The organism is Pseudomonas sp. NIBRBAC000502773, assembly GCF_006517195.1.
Lineage (GTDB): Bacteria > Pseudomonadota > Gammaproteobacteria > Pseudomonadales > Pseudomonadaceae > Aquipseudomonas > Aquipseudomonas marginalis.
In genome coordinates, this window is the sequence record NZ_CP041189.1 from 4929242 (window position 1) to 4943976 (window position 14735).

The following is a 14735-nucleotide window of genomic DNA, read 5'->3' on the forward strand; positions in this document are numbered from 1 at the left end:
GGCATGGCCGCGCGACAGAGGGGCGATTACTGGATCAGGCCGAACTCTTTGGCCAGCACTTTGTAGTCAGCCACCTGTTTCTTCACGTAGGTGTCCAGCTCCGGGCCGGTCATGGCGAACGGGAACAGCTCGCGCTGGTCACGCAGCTTGGCGAACTCATCGGAGGCCAGCAGTTTGTCGAAGGCCTCCTGCCACCAGGCGTAGTCGGCATCGCTGACTTTTGGCCCGAGGTAGAAGCCACGCACCACCGGCCAGACGATGTCGTAGCCTTGCTCTTTGGCGGTCGGAATATTCTTCATTTCCGGCTCGTCCAGGCGTTCCTCGGAGAACACCGCCAGCAGACGCATGTCACCGCTGAGGATGTGCGGCATGGAGTCGGAGATGTCGGTACTGCCGACCTGGATATGTCCGCCGAGCAGGGCGGTGGCGATTTCACCGCCGCCTTCGAGCGCCACGTAGCGCAGCTCGCGCGGGTTGATCCCGGCGGCCTTGGCGATCAGCGCGGTTTGCATCCAGTCCTGGCTGCCGACGGTGCCGCCGGAACCGATCACCACGCTGCCGGGATCTTTCTTCAGGGCTTTGACGAGATCGTCGAGGGTTTTGTAGGGCGAATCGGCTTTAACGGCGATGGCACCGTAGCTGGTACCCACGGCGGCCAGCCAACGTACGGCGCTCTCATCGAAGCGCCCGAATTTGCCCTGGGCCAGGTTCAACAGCGAACCGCTGGACCAGGCCACGAGCGTACCGCCGTCCGCAGGACGCTGGGCCACCACGGCGTTGTAGGCCACCGCGCCCACGCCGCCCGGCATGTAGGTCACGCGCATTGGTTTGCTCAGCAGTTTCTCGTTGACCAGCGCGCTTTGCGCCAGTTTGCAGGTCAGGTCAAAACCACCGCCGGGGGAGGCCGGGGCGATGCATTCCGGGCGCTTGGGTTCGTCGGCGGCCAGCAGTTGGCCGGCGAACAGCATGCAGCCGGCGGCGAGGGCCAATTTACGCAATGAAGGGGTCATGGTGATCTCCGTCTTTGTTGTTATGAGTGGCTTACCAGAGCGCAACGCTGTAGCTGACCAGCAGGCGCATTTCATCCGCATCACGGGCTGAATAGTTGGAACGGTAGGTGGCATTGCGCAGGCGCACGGCCACATCCTTGAACGTACCGCTTTGCACCACGTACTTGATCTCGCTGTTGCGCTCCCATTCCTTGCCGGTGTCGCCGTTCCTGAGCTTGATATTGTCACCCGAGAGGTAACGGCTCATGAAACTCAGGCCGGGAATGCCCAGCTTGGCGAAGTCGTAGTCGTAGCGCGCCTGCCAGGAGCGCTCTTCGGCGCCGGCAAAGTCGTTGATCTGCACGAAGTTGACCAGGTACGGGTCGCTGCCATCCACGTACGGAAAGGCACTGTCGCCGGACATATGCTGGTAGCCGGCGCTGAGCTTATGGCCATTGAGGGCATAGCTGAACAGGCCGTTGAGGGAGGTGTTGTCGATCTTGCCGCCACGGGCTGCGCCTGCGTCATCGCTGATCGCCAGGCGCAGGTCGGTGGCGAAGGTGCCGGGGCCCATCGGGCGTGCGGCGACCAGGCCGAGGAAGTGCTGGCGGTACACGTCGTCGAGTTGGGCGAAGTGGTAGCTGCCGGTGATCTTGTCGGCGAACTTGTAGTCGACACCGCCGAAGTTGAAATGCTTGCCGGTGGCACCGCTGAGGAAGCGGCTGTTCTTGTTGTTGAGGGCGATGTCCTCGTAGTTGCTGTCGTCGCGGTCCTTGGCCTTGTCGAGGCGGCCGCCGGTGAAGACCAGGTTCTTGAATTCCTTGGAGGTGATCAGGCCACCGTTGAAGGTCTGCGGCAGGATGCGCCCGTCATTGGGCTTGAGGATCGGCAGTTCAGGCATCAGCGAGCCGATCTTGAGCTCGGTGGCGGAAATCTTCACTTTGCCGGTCAGGCCCAGCTTGGAGTACTCATTGGCGGCGCGGCCATCGTCGTGGGTGGGCAGCAGGCCGGTGCCGGTGCGGTCGGGGCTGGAGTCGAGCTTGACCCCGAGCATGCCCAGCGCATCCACGCCAAAGCCGACGGTGCCGTCGGTGTAGCCCGATTGCAGGTTGAGCATGAAGCCCTGGGCCCACTCGTCGCGCTTGGACTGCTGGGCGCTGGTGCCGTCGCGAAAGTCGCGGTTGAAGTACATGTTGCGGGTTTCCAGGGTCGCGCTGCTGTCTTCGAAGAAGGCAGCCTGGCCAAGCGGCGAAAAGCCGGCAAGGGCAGCGGCACTGGCAAGGGCGGTGTGGGTCAGGCGGGAAATACGAACAGGCGGGCAAGCCTGTGGCTGTGTCGACAGCATCGTGGTGCACTCCGTTATTGTTCTTATTTTGGCGAAAACGCTTCGAGGCGTTTTTCGGGCGCGACTCATCAGGTCGCTCGGCAGGCATGACCTACCGTGGCTGGATGCTAAAGGGCGAAGCTTTCACTAACCTTTCAGGTGCCTTTCAATGTTTTCAGGCTTCACAGGGCAGTCGGCGCCTGTAAACTGCCCGGCAAAGCGTGGCGCCGACCACGTCCGAATAAGGTGGAAATCCATGCGTGTCCTTCTGGTTGAAGACCATCTGCAACTCGCCGAAAGCGTCGCCCAAGCGCTCAAGAGCACAGGTTTGACCGTTGACGTATTGCATGACGGCGTGGCCGCCGACCTGGCCTTGGGCAGTGAGGATTACGCGGTGGCCATCCTCGATGTGGGCCTGCCGCGCATGGACGGCTTCGAGGTGCTGGCGCGCTTGCGGGCGCGTGGGAAAAACCTGCCGGTGCTGATGTTGACCGCGCGCAGCGATGTGAAGGACCGCGTGCATGGCCTGAACCTGGGCGCCGATGACTACCTGGCCAAACCGTTCGAACTGACCGAGCTGGAAGCCCGGGTCAAGGCGCTGCTGCGCCGCAGCGTATTGGGCGGCGAGCGCCAGCAGGCCTGCGGTGTGCTGGTCTATGACCTCGACACCCGCCGTTTCACGGTGGGCGGCGAGTTGATGACGTTGACCTCCCGCGAGCAAGCCGTGCTTGAAGCGCTGATTGCCCGCCCAGGCCGGGTGATGAGCAAGGAGCAACTGGCTTCCCAGGTGTTCGGCCTGGACGAAGAGGCCAGCCCCGACGCCATCGAAATCTACGTGCACCGCCTGCGCAAGAAGCTCGATGGCCACCCCATCGCCATCGTGACGTTCCGCGGTCTCGGCTACCTGCTGGAAGCCCGCGATGCATAAGCCCAGCAGCCTGCGCTGGCGCCTGCTGTGGAACCTGGCGCTGCTGCTGGTGCTGTTGATGCTCGCCAGTGGCATGAGTGCCTACTGGAACGGTCGCGAAGCGGCCGACACCGCCTATGACCGCACGCTGCTGGCCTCGGCGCGTACCATCGCCGCCGGCCTGACCCAGGTGGACGGTACCCTCAGCGCCAACGTGCCCTATGTCGCCCTCGACACCTTTGCCTACGACAGCGCCGGGCGCATCTATTACCAGGTCAATGACATTGATCAGAAGCTGATTTCCGGCTACGAAAACCTCCCCGGCCCGCCCCCGGTACGCCGCGCACCGACGACTACCCGGCGCTGGCGCGCTTCTACAACGCCAAGTACCAGGGCCAGGAAGTGCGGGTGGTCAGCCTGCTTAAGGCGGTCTCTGAACCGAACATGAACGGCATGGCGGAAATCCGCGTGGCCGAAACCGATGAGGCACGGGTGAGCATGGCCCGCAGCCTGATGGCCGACACTTTGCTGCGCCTGGGCATGCTCGCCATCGGTGCCTTGTTGCTCGTGTGGTTTGCCGTCAGCGCCGCCTTGCGCCCGCTGGAGCGCCTGCGCACGGCGGTGGAAGAGCGCCAGCCCGACGACTTGCGGCCGTTGCCGTTGGTGGAAGTGCAGCATGAGTTCGGCCCGCTGGTGCGTTCCCTCAACCACTTCACCGAACGCCTGCGCGGCCAGTTCGAGCGTCAGGCGCAGTTTATTGCCGATGCATCCCATGAGCTGCGTACCCCGTTGGCGGCGCTCAAGGCGCGCCTGGAGTTGGGCCTGCGCGCCGAAGATCCCGCAACCTGGCGCAGTACCCTGGAGACCGCCGCCCAAGGCACCGATCGATTGACCCACCTGGCCAATCAGTTGCTGTCCCTGGCGCGCATCGAAAACGGTGCCCGGGCGATTGCCGAAGGCGGCGCGCAGTTGCTGGACCTCAGCCAATTGGCCCGTGAACTGGGCATGGCCATGGCGCCGCTGGCCCATGCGCGCGGCGTGGCACTGGCGCTGGAGGCGGATGAACCGGTGTGGTTGCGTGGCGAGCCGACGCTGCTCAACGAACTGTTGAGCAACCTGGTGGACAACGCCCTGGCGCACACGCCACCGGGCGGCAACGTGATCCTGCGGGTCACGGCGCCGGCGGTACTGGAGGTGGAAGATGATGGCCCGGGTATTCCGCAGGATGAGCGCGACCGGGTTTTCGAGCGCTTTTACCGCCGCAGCCAGCAAGGCATGGGCTCAGGCCTGGGGTTGGCGATCGTGGGCGAAATCTGTCGTGCGCATCTGGCCCAGATCAGCCTGCATGACGGCGAGCACGCGGGGTTGAAGGTGCGGGTGAGTTTTATCGCCGGTTGATCAATCGAACATGGCGCGCGCTTCATCCAGCTCTGCGCGCAGTTTTTCGCTGTAGGGGTCAACCCGCAGTTTTTTCATCGCAGGCACGCTGGAGACGTCCACCTTGGCCAGGGGGTGGTCGGTGCCGTGATGGCAATACAGCACGGCAATCTGCACCAGGTCGATGTAGTCGAGGCAGGCTGAGTCCCGTTCCAGGTTCAGGTACTGGCCCGGCAGTTTCGCCAGCATTTCCGGGAAGTCCCAGCCACTCAGCAACTTGTCGCCCAGCACCGGGTGGATGCTGTCGATCACGTGGTTGAGGCTGACCGGGTCTGACAGCAGTTCGTAGTGGTCCTCGGCATAGGTCAGGATCGGCAGCACGCCGATCTGGTGCACCAGGCCGCCCAGCGCTGCCTGGTCCGGCTTGAGCTGGCTGTGGTTGCGGCACAGGGCGTAGCTGACGCCTGCCACTTCCAGGCTGCGGCGCCACACATCGCGCATTTTCTGTTCGACCACTTCGGAACGGGCGTGGAAGATCTGTTCCATCACCAGGCCGATGGCCAGGTTGCTGCTGTAGTTGGTGCCCAGCCGGGTGATGGCGGTGTGCAGGTCGGTGACTTCCTGGGTGGCGCGCAACAGTGGGCTGTTGACCACTTTGATCAGGCGCGCCGACAACGCAGTGTCGCGGCCGATCACTTTGCTCAAGTGGCTGATGCTGATTTCCGGGTCTTCAGCGGCCTGACGGATGTTCAGGGCCACTTCCGGCAATGTCGGCAGAACCAGGTCATCGTTGTCGATGGCCTTAACCAACGCCTGTTGGACTTTTTCCGCCAGTTTGTTCATTCATGCTCTCTAGGGTGTTGCAGGAAAATACGGCGACTAACGCTGGATCTCACGATCACGGTCAAGGGTGTAAGGCAGGTCAAGCAGTTGCAAACCGGGGCCTTCCAGCGTGCCTAGGTGCACATCGCCACTATCGGCAGCTTCGGCTTGCAATACCGCCAGAAGTTCAATCACCTGGTCAGCTTTTGCTGCAATCACCACTTCGCCGATGGAGCTGTTGTGGCTGGGGGAAAACAACGGGGTGCCTGGCTCGGGCATTTCAGCCGCATTCAAGCTCAAGCGGTACAGGCGACGCTTGAGTTTGCCCAGGTACTGCATGCGCGCGACGATTTCCTGGCCGGTGTAGCAGCCTTTCTTGAAGCTGACGCCGCCCACGGCCTGCAGGTTGAGCATCTGCGGGATGAACAGTTCGCGGGTCTGGGGCATGACCTGGCCGATACCGGCGCGGATCTGGCCCAGTAGCCAGTGATTCAAGTCGGTTTGTGTCAACTGTGCGGCCAATTGGCTGCGCACGCCGTCGGCTTGCTCGGCCGGTACCCAGAGTTCGGCGCGGGCGGGAGACACTCGGACGGCGATCAGGTGTTCGGTGCGGGCAACGCTGTCCGTTTCGGTGGGTAGCTCAAGGCCAAGGCCGGTCAGCGCCTGATCGCCATCGATCACACCGAAACGCACCCAGGCGGCGCTTTCGTCGGTGAGCTTGGACTTGGAGAACACCGCATATTTCTTCAGGTCCGCCAGTTGCGGTTCGAGCAGTTCGCTGGCCATGGCCAGGAGTACGCCGTCGCCCTGCAACAGGATGCGGAAGCTCGACTGCATGCGGCCTTTTTGCGTGCAGCGCGCACCGAGGCTGGCCTGGGTGTCGCTCAGGTAATTGAGGTTGCAGGTGAGTTGTCCCTGCAGGAACTTGGCAGCGTCGGAGCCGCGGACGGCGAGAACGCCTTCGTGGGACAGGGGGCAGAAGAAAGCAGAGTCAGCCATGGGTCATCGCAGGTCAAAAAGTCATGGGTGCATCATAGAGGGGCGCCCGGCAAATGGATAGTTTCCGTAGGGGGCGACCAAAGCCGACTGTTCCGGTGCCGTCGGGCCTGTATACTTGCGCTCTATTTGAGGAGCGCTCCATGGTCGAAGATGTAGAAATCAATCGTCTCTACTGGCACAGCCGTCGTGGCATGCTTGAGCTTGATGTGTTGCTGGTGCCTTTTACCAAAGAGGTGTACGCGACGCTCAATCAGGAAGATCGCGATCTCTACGTCAGGCTGCTGACTTGCGAAGATCAGGACATGTTCGGCTGGTTCATGGAGCGGGCAGAGTCCGAAGATCCTGAACTGCAGCGCATGGTCCGGATGATCCTGGATCGTGTCCAGCCCAAGTAATCGTTTCGAATGCCGCTGGCAGGCCTCACGGCTGCTGCTGGCGGCGTATCTCCTTGCCCAGCTGTTCGCGCTGGGTGCGCTGATGGTCCTCGACGCTCCCTTTGCTGTCCTCGGCGTGCTGGCATGCCTGGCCCAGGCTGTCTGGGTATTGCCGCGTTATGTTCTGCTGACTCACCGTTCGTCGATTCGTGGCCTGCGGCGCGATGAAGAGGGCTGGCAGTTATTCAGCAATGAGCGCGGTTGGCATCGCGTGCAGCTGCGGCCCGACAGCCTGGCGTTGCCGCTGATTGTGGTGTTGCGCTATCGCGTACCGGGGGAATGGCGGGTGCGCTCGGTCTGCGTGCCGACGGATTCGCAGGCCGCCGATGTGCACCGGCGACTGCGGGTTCGCTTGAAGTTCAGCCGCCGTAGGTGGTTGGCACCAGAATAGTGTCGCGGGCCTCGGGCAGCATCTGCGGGTAGTCGAGGGTGTAGTGCAGGCCCCGGCTTTCCTTGCGCTCCATGGCCGAACGGATCATCAACTCCGCGACTTGGGCCAGGTTGCGCAGTTCGATCAGGTCACGGCTGACCTTATAGTTGCTGTAGAACTCATCAATCTCATCCAGCAGCAATCGCACCCGGTGCTGTGCCCGTTGCAGGCGCTTGTTGGTGCGCACGATCCCCACGTAATCCCACATGAAGCGCCGCAGCTCGTCCCAGTTGTGGGCGATGATCACGTCTTCGTCCGAGTCGGTAACCTGGCTGGCATCCCAGCGGGGCAGGGCGGCCGGCACCGGGATGCGCGGCAGTTGTTCGAGAATGTCGGCTGCGGCCGAGCGGGCGTAGACGAAGCATTCGAGCAGTGAGTTGCTGGCCATGCGGTTGGCGCCGTGCAGGCCGGTGAAGCTGGTTTCGCCAATCGCGTACAGGCCGGGTACGTCGGTACGCCCATGCTGGTCGACCATCACACCGCCGCAGGTGTAGTGCGCCGCCGGCACCACCGGGATCGGGCCTTTGGTGATGTCGATGTTGAACGCCAGGCAGCGCTCGTAGACGGTCGGGAAGTGGGTCTTGATGAACGCTTCGGGCTTGTGGCTGATGTCCAGGTAGACGCAGTCGATGCCCAGGCGCTTCATTTCATGGTCGATGGCGCGGGCGACAATATCCCGTGGAGCCAGCTCGGCGCGCGGGTCGAAACGCTGCATGAAGCGCTCACCATTGGGCAGCTTGAGGTGTGCACCTTCGCCGCGCAGGGCTTCGGTGATCAGGAAGCTCTTGGCCTGTGGGTGATAAAGGCAGGTGGGGTGGAACTGGTTGAATTCCAGGTTGGCCACCCGGCAGCCCGAGCGCCATGCCATGGCAATGCCGTCGCCGCAGGCGCCGTCGGGGTTGCTGGTATAGAGGTAGACCTTGGCGGCGCCGCCTGAGGCGAGGATGGTGAAGCGCGCACCATAAGTATCCACTTCGCCGCTGGCGCGGTTGAGCACATAGGCGCCGAGGCAGCGTTCGCCCGGCAGGCCCAGGCGCTTTTCGGTGATCAGGTCGACAGCGACGCGTTGTTCCAGCAGTTCGATGTTGGGGCGTTGGCGGGCCTGGTCGAGCAAGGTCTTGAAGATCGCGGCACCGGTGGCATCGGCGGCGTGGATGATACGGCGATGGCTGTGGCCGCCTTCGCGGGTCAGATGGAACTCGAAGCCGCCGTCATCGCTGCCTGCATGTTCATCGCGGGTGAAGGGCACGCCCTGGTCGATCAGCCATTGGATCGCCTCGCGGCTATGCTCGACGGTGAAGCGCACCGCGTCTTCGTTGCACAGGCCGCCGCCGGCGTTGAGGGTGTCTTCAACGTGGGATTGCACCGTATCGGTGTCGTCCAGCACCGCGGCGACACCGCCCTGGGCCCAGAATGTCGAACCGTTGGCCAGGTCGCCTTTGCTCAGGACGGCAATACGCAGGTGGCTGGGAAGGGTCAGCGCAAGGCTCAAGCCGGCCGCGCCGCTACCGATCACCAGGACATCGTGTTGAAACTGTTGGCTCATTTGAAGGATTCCGCAAAAAGCGATCCACAGGGCTGGCGCAAACAGGACGCCTGGATCGGCGAATCAAAGGGTCACACGGGCCACTAGTATATAGAGGGGGGAGCGGCACAATAGCCGGGCATTCGTGGCAATGTGAGATTACGGTGCACGGCTCGGGTAAAATCGGCAGGTTATTGAGGTGGGAACTTTTTGCATAAGCCCCGACTCAATAGCAGGTTGCCCGAAAGCTGGGAAACGTTGAGTTTATTGGCCCGTCGGGAGCATTGGACGCGTCAGAAAACCGACGACAAGATTATTCGCGCAGCCGGCGTTGCCCGCGCTGCGTTTTTCGTGTGTGCCAAATCAGTGCGTGCCGGAAACTTGCTTGAAGGGGGAGAACTTTTGCGAAAAGTCCGAGTCTATGTTTGCAAGCCTGATCGTTTAGTTATGCAAGCCTCCTTCAAGTACAACGAGGAGTGTTCATGCTAACCCAGGAAGAGGATCAGCAGCTGGTCGAGCGCGTTCAACGCGGTGACAAGCGAGCATTTGATCTGCTAGTGCTGAAATACCAGCACAAAATTCTCGGGTTGATCGTGCGGTTTGTGCACGACACCCATGAAGCGCAGGACGTTGCACAGGAAGCCTTTATCAAGGCGTACCGTGCACTGGGCAATTTCCGCGGTGATAGTGCGTTTTACACGTGGCTCTACCGCATCGCCATCAACACGGCGAAGAACTATCTGGTGTCTCGCGGACGCCGCCCACCGGATAGCGATGTAAGTTCAGAAGATGCAGAATTTTACGATGGTGATCACGGCCTCAAAGATCTCGAGTCGCCGGAGCGTGCATTGCTGCGCGACGAGATCGAAGGCACCGTTCATCGCACAATTCAGCAACTGCCAGAAGATTTGCGTACGGCGTTAACTTTACGTGAATTCGATGGTCTGAGTTACGAAGACATTGCGAGCGTCATGCAGTGTCCGGTGGGGACTGTAAGGTCACGGATTTTCCGGGCCCGGGAAGCCATCGATAAAGCCTTGCAACCGTTGTTGCAGGAAAACTAAAGACAGCGGCGACAGCCAAGAGAGGAACCGCCATGAGTCGTGATGCCCTGCAGGAATCGCTGTCCGCAGTGATGGATAACGAAGCGGATGAACTGGAACTTCGTCGAGTGCTCAACGCATTTGATGATGCCGAAACCCGTGATACCTGGTCTCGTTACCAAGTCGCTCGGGCGGTGATGCACAAGGATCTTCTAATCCCTCGTCTGGATATTGCTGCGGCCGTTTCTGCCGCGCTGGCTGATGAAGCCGTTCCGGCAAAAGCTGCTCGTGGCCCTTGGCGCAGCCTGGGTCGCCTGGCAGTGGCTGCCTCGGTGACTGTTGCAGTGCTGGCCGGTGTTCGCCTGTACAACCATGACGAAATCGCCGGTGCCGAACTGGCCCAGCAGACTCAGCAACCGGTCATGGCCGGTCCGCAAGTCAAAGGCCCAGCGGTACTGGCCGGCTACAAGGAAAGCTCAGACACCACCGGCCCTATGGCCAACGGTGTGCTGCAAGGGCAATCCGGCTGGCAGGACCAGCGTCTTCCAGGCTACCTGCGCCAACACGCACAGGAATCCGCCTTGAAAGGCACTGAAAGCGCTCTGCCATACGCTCGCGCTGCAAGCCTGGAAAACCGCTGATCCGTTAAGGAGCCCTATGCGCGCCATACCGCTCCTTACGTTATTGCTCAGTGGTTGGTTTGCACTCCCCGCCCATGCCGATGAAGCCCAAGACTGGCTGACTCGACTTGGGCGTGCTGAGCAGCAGCAAAGTTTTCAAGGTACGTTTGTCTACGAACGTAATGGCAGTTTTTCTACCCACGACATCTGGCATCGTGTCCAGAATGGCCAGGTCCGTGAGCGGCTTTTGCAGCTTGATGGTTCTGCCCAGGAAGTCGTTCGTGTAGACGGTCGTACTCAGTGCGTCAGCGGCACTCTTGTCGCCGGCCTTGGCAATTCGCGTGATGCGCCCTCGCGCGCGCTCGATCCGCAAAGACTCAATCAATTCTATGAACTGGCCGTTATCGGCAAATCTCGCGTGGCCGGTCGCAATGCAGTGATTGTGTCGATTACGCCCCGTGATCAATATCGCTACGGTTTTGAGCTGCATCTTGATCGTGAAACTGCGCTGCCGCTCAAATCCTTGTTGCTGAATGATCAAGGACAGTTGCTGGAGCGCTTTCAGTTCACTCGATTGGACACCTCCACCACACCCAATGATCGCGACTTGCAGCCCAGCGGCGAATGCACCTCCATCGCCGTCGGCGACACTAAGGCAGCGGCCGTAGAGGCCACCGAGGCGTGGCACTTGGAGTGGTTGCCGCCAGGCTTTCAGCTGACCAATAGCAGCGCCCGCAAGGATCCCCATACCAAGGCCACGGTCGACAGCCTGATGTATGAAGATGGACTGGCGCGCTTTTCGGTGTTTCTTGAGCCGATCAGCGATGTGAGCGTGACCGAGACTCGCACCCAATTAGGCCCCACGGTTGCTGTATCTCGTCGCTTGAATACGGTGGATGGCGAAATGATGGTGACTGTGGTCGGCGAAATACCTATTGGCACCGCCGAACGCATCGCACTGTCGGTGCGCGGTGAAAAAAAGGCCGCCCCCAAGCCGTGAGTCGTTAATCCTATGTTCATCCAGATCTTTCACAGTACGTCCATGCCAGGTTGGCTGCCGAGAGCATGAAATGTCTGGATCAGCATTTTCACTTGCAAAAATCTCCCATGTTTTTTATAGGTCAGGGCTTGTTGGCCCTGGCCTTGTTTAGTTCGCGGAACAAAGATGTCGTTCGCAGTTTTCGGCGTTTCTTGAACCCTGTCGCTCAACCCTGCTCGTCGTAACGGGAGCTGTATGTCGATACCACGTTTGAAGTCTTACCTATCCATAGTCGCCACGGTATTGGTGCTGGGTCAGGCCGTGCCCGCGCAAGCGGTCGAGTTGCCTGACTTCACCCAATTGGTTGAGCAAGCCTCGCCTGCCGTGGTGAATATCAGTACCACTCAGAAGCTGCCGGATCGCAAAGTCTCCAACCAGCAGATGCCTGACCTGGAAGGCCTGCCGCCGATGCTGCGCGAGTTCTTCGAGCGTGGCATGCCACAACCGCGTGCGCCCCGTGGTGGCGGTGGTGGCCAGCGTGAAGCGCAGTCCCTGGGGTCGGGCTTCATCATCTCGCCAGATGGCTACATCCTCACCAATAACCATGTAATTGCCGACGCCGACGAGATCCTTGTGCGCCTGGCTGATCGCAGTGAGCTGAAAGCCAAATTGGTCGGCACCGATCCGCGTTCCGACGTGGCTTTGCTGAAGATCGAAGGCAAGGACCTGCCGGTGCTGAAGCTGGGCAAGTCCCAGGACCTGAAGGCGGGGCAGTGGGTGGTAGCCATCGGCTCGCCGTTTGGTTTTGACCATACCGTCACCCAGGGCATCGTCAGTGCCATTGGTCGCAGCCTGCCGAACGAGAACTATGTGCCGTTCATCCAGACCGACGTGCCGATCAACCCGGGCAACTCCGGTGGCCCGTTGTTCAACCTGGCGGGTGAAGTGGTGGGGATCAACTCGCAGATCTACACCCGTTCCGGTGGCTTCATGGGGGTTTCGTTCGCCATTCCTATCGACGTGGCCATGGATGTTTCCAATCAGCTGAAAAGCGGTGGCAAGGTCAGCCGTGGCTGGTTGGGCGTGGTCATTCAGGAAGTGAACAAGGACCTGGCTGAATCCTTCGGCCTCGACAAGCCGGCGGGCGCCCTGGTCGCGCAAATCCAGGACGACGGCCCGGCTGCCAAAGGCGGTCTGCAAGTCGGCGACGTGATTCTGAGCATGAACGGTCAACCGATCATTATGTCGGCCGACCTGCCGCACCTGGTTGGCGCACTCAAGGCCGGCAGCAAGGCCAAGCTGGAAGTGATTCGTGATGGCAAGCGCCAGAATGTCGAGCTGACCGTGGGTGCGATCCCTGAAGAGGGCGCGACCCTGGATGCCCTGGGTAATACCAAGCCGGGCGCCGAGCGCAGCAGCAATCGCCTGGGCATTGCCGTGGCCGAGCTGACTGACGAGCAGAAGAAAGCCTTCGATCTCAAGAGCGGCGTGGTGATCAAGGAAGTGCAGGACGGCCCGGCAGCCTTGATCGGCCTGCAGCCTGGCGACGTGATCACTCACCTGAACAATCAGGCGATTGAGACTACCAAGCAGTTCACCGACATCGCCAAGGCGTTGCCGAAGAACCGCTCGGTATCGATGCGCGTGCTTCGCCAGGGGCGTGCCAGTTTCATTACCTTCAAGCTGGCCGAGTAACCCACCCGGCCAATAAAAGCCCCGCCTTCGTGTTACGAGGGCGGGGCTTTTTTGTGGGCGATGGGCCTAGCCCATCATGCCTTTAACCAGGCGTTCCTGTTCGATCAACTCACGCTGACGTGCATCGATACGTGACGACAACGGGAAATTGCTGCCGGCGCGACGTTTGGCAAAGTCCAACTGCTGAATCGCCTGCTGGAAGTCGCCCACCAATGCAAAGTATTCGGCGCGAGCCTGATGCAGCCCGATGATATTGCCCGACAATCCACGGGTCTCAGCGACCTGGTACCACACATCCGGATCGTCCGGGCGAGACTTGAGCAAGCCATCCAGGGCCTTTTCCGCATCGGCGGTCCGATTCTGTTTAAGCAACAGATCTACCCGAATCTGATTCAGCGGGTAGTTGCCGGGGTATTGGGTCAGCATCCGATCCGTGCGTTGCTGGGCATCGGGCAGGTGGTTGTTGTCGATGTCCAACTGGATTTGCGCCAGGTTGTAGGTGATGTCATTGGGCGCCTTGGCCAGCAAGGGTTGCAGGCTTTCCCGTGCCTGCTTGAACTGGGAGGCTTTGATCTGGGCGATGGCCAGGCCATAGCGCGCCACGTCGTTTTTAGGATTTTCGTCCAGTTGCGCCTGGAAGCGCTTGGCGGCGAGTCCGGAGGTGTCTTCGTATTGCAGCTGTACCCGCGCGCGAATCAGCTGGTAGCGCAGGCTGTCTTCCTTGCCGCCGGCCTTGGCCTGTTCCGCGCGGTTGCGGGTGTCGGCGATACGCGATTCGGTCACCGGGTGAGTCAGCAGGAATTCTGGCGGCTTGGCGTCGAAGCGATACTGACGCATCAGGCGTTCGAACATGGTTGGCATGGAGCGCGGGTCGTAGCCGGCTTTCTCCAGGTTGACGATGCCGATACGGTCCGCCTCCTGCTCATTCTGGCGAGAGAATCGTCGTTGTTCCTGGATGGCTGCGGCCTGGGTGCCGGCGATTGCAGCGATCCCGGCATCCCCGGCACCGGCGGCGGCCGCAATGATGCCGCCGAGGAGCGCGGCCATCATCGGGATCTGCATGCGCTGCTGCGCCTCGACACCACGGGCGAAGTGACGCTGGGACAAGTGAGCCAGTTCGTGGGCCAGCACCGACGCGTATTCCCCTTCGGTCTGGGCATTGAGAAACAGGCCGCCGTTCACGCCGACGATACCGCCGGGTGCGGCGAAGGCGTTCAGTTGCGGGCTGTTGATCAGGATGAATTCCAGGCGCCGGTCATTCACCTGGCTGGTTTCCACCAGCTTGTACACGCTGGTTTCGACGTAATCCTTGAGCTGCGGGTCGTTCAGCTGCGAGACCTGGCCCCGTAGATAGGCCAGCCAGGCGCGGCCCAGCTGATATTCCTGTTGTGGCGAGACAATGGCAGAACTGGCGTCGCCAAGTGACGGCAGGTCGTCAGCGAAGCCTGGGGAGGCCAGCAGGCAAGCCAGCGTCAGCAGGGTGGGGCGCAAAAAAGTCATGCACAGAGCCTTTCGACAAAGAGCTTACTGTAGCCGGACACTGAGCTTCGGACCAGATATTCTAAGCACCCCGAATGCGTGCCCGGAGTAA

General features: G+C 61.1%; 13 protein-coding genes and 1 pseudogene. 8 read left to right on the plus strand and 6 right to left on the minus strand.

What is annotated here, in order from left to right; translation table 11 throughout:
- Window positions 1–26 precede the first annotated feature (26 nt).
- Both NIBR502773_RS22785 and NIBR502773_RS22790 read right to left on the minus strand, forming a co-directional pair.
- Window positions 27–1010, minus strand: a complete 984-nt coding sequence (locus tag NIBR502773_RS22785) for a tripartite tricarboxylate transporter substrate binding protein (RefSeq protein ID WP_141157002.1) — start codon at window positions 1008–1010, stop codon at window positions 27–29.
- Window positions 1011–1041: 31 nt separating this feature from the next.
- A complete protein-coding gene (locus tag NIBR502773_RS22790; RefSeq protein ID WP_065947359.1) occupies window positions 1042–2334 on the minus strand; it encodes an OprD family porin in 1293 nt (430 codons plus the stop codon).
- Between the two features lie 235 nt (window positions 2335–2569).
- Between NIBR502773_RS22790 and NIBR502773_RS22795 the strand changes: the two genes are divergently transcribed.
- Entirely contained in the window at window positions 2570–3241 is a 672-nt protein-coding gene (locus tag NIBR502773_RS22795; RefSeq protein ID WP_108573986.1) for a response regulator, read from the plus strand.
- Window positions 3234–4618, plus strand: a pseudogene (locus tag NIBR502773_RS22800) (sensor histidine kinase). The gene NIBR502773_RS22795 and the pseudogene NIBR502773_RS22800 overlap by 8 nt, the downstream one beginning before the upstream one ends.
- On the opposite strand, the gene NIBR502773_RS22805 reads toward NIBR502773_RS22800, so the two are convergent.
- Both NIBR502773_RS22805 and NIBR502773_RS22810 read right to left on the minus strand, forming a co-directional pair.
- A complete protein-coding gene (locus NIBR502773_RS22805; RefSeq protein WP_115485868.1) occupies window positions 4619–5440 on the minus strand; it encodes an HDOD domain-containing protein in 822 nt (273 codons plus the stop codon). It abuts the pseudogene before it with no gap.
- Window positions 5441–5476: 36 nt separating this feature from the next.
- Entirely contained in the window at window positions 5477–6418 is a 942-nt protein-coding gene (locus NIBR502773_RS22810) for a folate-binding protein YgfZ (protein WP_141157003.1), read from the minus strand.
- A gap of 140 nt (window positions 6419–6558) precedes the next feature.
- Here NIBR502773_RS22810 and NIBR502773_RS22815 point away from each other — a divergent pair, with 140 nt between their 5' ends.
- Both NIBR502773_RS22815 and NIBR502773_RS22820 read left to right on the plus strand, forming a co-directional pair.
- Entirely contained in the window at window positions 6559–6813 is a 255-nt protein-coding gene (locus NIBR502773_RS22815) for a succinate dehydrogenase assembly factor 2 (RefSeq protein WP_115485870.1), read from the plus strand.
- Window positions 6797–7243 carry a protein YgfX gene (locus NIBR502773_RS22820; protein ID WP_141157004.1) on the plus strand — a complete coding sequence of 149 codons (447 nt, stop codon included), beginning with the start codon at window positions 6797–6799 and terminating at the stop codon, window positions 7241–7243. The genes NIBR502773_RS22815 and NIBR502773_RS22820 overlap by 17 nt, the downstream gene beginning before the upstream one ends.
- On the opposite strand, the gene nadB is transcribed toward NIBR502773_RS22820, so the two are convergent.
- Entirely contained in the window at window positions 7212–8828 is a 1617-nt protein-coding gene (nadB, locus tag NIBR502773_RS22825) for an L-aspartate oxidase (protein WP_141157005.1), read from the minus strand. The genes NIBR502773_RS22820 and nadB overlap by 32 nt on opposite strands.
- A 461-nt stretch (window positions 8829–9289) precedes the next feature.
- Between nadB and rpoE the strand changes: the two genes are divergently transcribed.
- From rpoE to NIBR502773_RS22845, 4 genes are all read left to right on the plus strand, one after another.
- The gene (gene rpoE / locus NIBR502773_RS22830; protein WP_003172477.1) at window positions 9290–9871 is read left to right on the plus strand and encodes an RNA polymerase sigma factor RpoE; all 582 of its coding nucleotides are present in this window, start codon (window positions 9290–9292) and stop codon (window positions 9869–9871) included.
- Between the two features lie 32 nt (window positions 9872–9903).
- A complete protein-coding gene (locus NIBR502773_RS22835) occupies window positions 9904–10491 on the plus strand; it encodes a sigma-E factor negative regulatory protein (RefSeq protein WP_141157006.1) in 588 nt (195 codons plus the stop codon).
- 16 nt (window positions 10492–10507) lie between these two features.
- Window positions 10508–11470, plus strand: a complete 963-nt coding sequence (locus tag NIBR502773_RS22840; RefSeq protein ID WP_141157007.1) for a MucB/RseB C-terminal domain-containing protein — start codon at window positions 10508–10510, stop codon at window positions 11468–11470.
- 234 nt (window positions 11471–11704) lie between these two features.
- Window positions 11705–13144, plus strand: coding sequence for a DegQ family serine endoprotease (locus NIBR502773_RS22845; protein WP_065938892.1), 1440 nt, complete (start codon window positions 11705–11707; stop codon window positions 13142–13144).
- A gap of 66 nt (window positions 13145–13210) precedes the next feature.
- Here NIBR502773_RS22845 and NIBR502773_RS22850 read toward each other — a convergent pair whose 3' ends face one another.
- Window positions 13211–14644 carry a M48 family metalloprotease gene (locus NIBR502773_RS22850; protein ID WP_027604315.1) on the minus strand — a complete coding sequence of 478 codons (1434 nt, stop codon included), beginning with the start codon at window positions 14642–14644 and terminating at the stop codon, window positions 13211–13213.
- Window positions 14645–14735 lie beyond the last annotated feature (91 nt).

Bases quoted from the DNA above. Each gene is read 5' to 3' on its own strand.
- NIBR502773_RS22785 (WP_141157002.1), bottom strand. From the start codon at position 1,010: ATGACCCCTTCATTGCGTAAATTGGCCCTCGCCGCCGGCTGCATGCTG.
- NIBR502773_RS22790 (WP_065947359.1), bottom strand. From the start codon at position 2,334: ATGCTGTCGACACAGCCACAGGCTTGCCCGCCTGTTCGTATTTCCCGC.
- NIBR502773_RS22795 (WP_108573986.1), top strand. From the start codon at position 2,570: ATGCGTGTCCTTCTGGTTGAAGACCATCTGCAACTCGCCGAAAGCGTC.
- NIBR502773_RS22805 (WP_115485868.1), bottom strand. From the start codon at position 5,440: ATGAACAAACTGGCGGAAAAAGTCCAACAGGCGTTGGTTAAGGCCATC.
- NIBR502773_RS22810 (WP_141157003.1), bottom strand. From the start codon at position 6,418: ATGGCTGACTCTGCTTTCTTCTGCCCCCTGTCCCACGAAGGCGTTCTC.
- NIBR502773_RS22815 (WP_115485870.1), top strand. From the start codon at position 6,559: ATGGTCGAAGATGTAGAAATCAATCGTCTCTACTGGCACAGCCGTCGT.
- nadB (WP_141157005.1), bottom strand. From the start codon at position 8,828: ATGAGCCAACAGTTTCAACACGATGTCCTGGTGATCGGTAGCGGCGCG.
- rpoE (WP_003172477.1), top strand. From the start codon at position 9,290: ATGCTAACCCAGGAAGAGGATCAGCAGCTGGTCGAGCGCGTTCAACGC.
- NIBR502773_RS22835 (WP_141157006.1), top strand. From the start codon at position 9,904: ATGAGTCGTGATGCCCTGCAGGAATCGCTGTCCGCAGTGATGGATAAC.
- NIBR502773_RS22840 (WP_141157007.1), top strand. From the start codon at position 10,508: ATGCGCGCCATACCGCTCCTTACGTTATTGCTCAGTGGTTGGTTTGCA.
- NIBR502773_RS22845 (WP_065938892.1), top strand. From the start codon at position 11,705: ATGTCGATACCACGTTTGAAGTCTTACCTATCCATAGTCGCCACGGTA.
- NIBR502773_RS22850 (WP_027604315.1), bottom strand. From the start codon at position 14,644: ATGACTTTTTTGCGCCCCACCCTGCTGACGCTGGCTTGCCTGCTGGCC.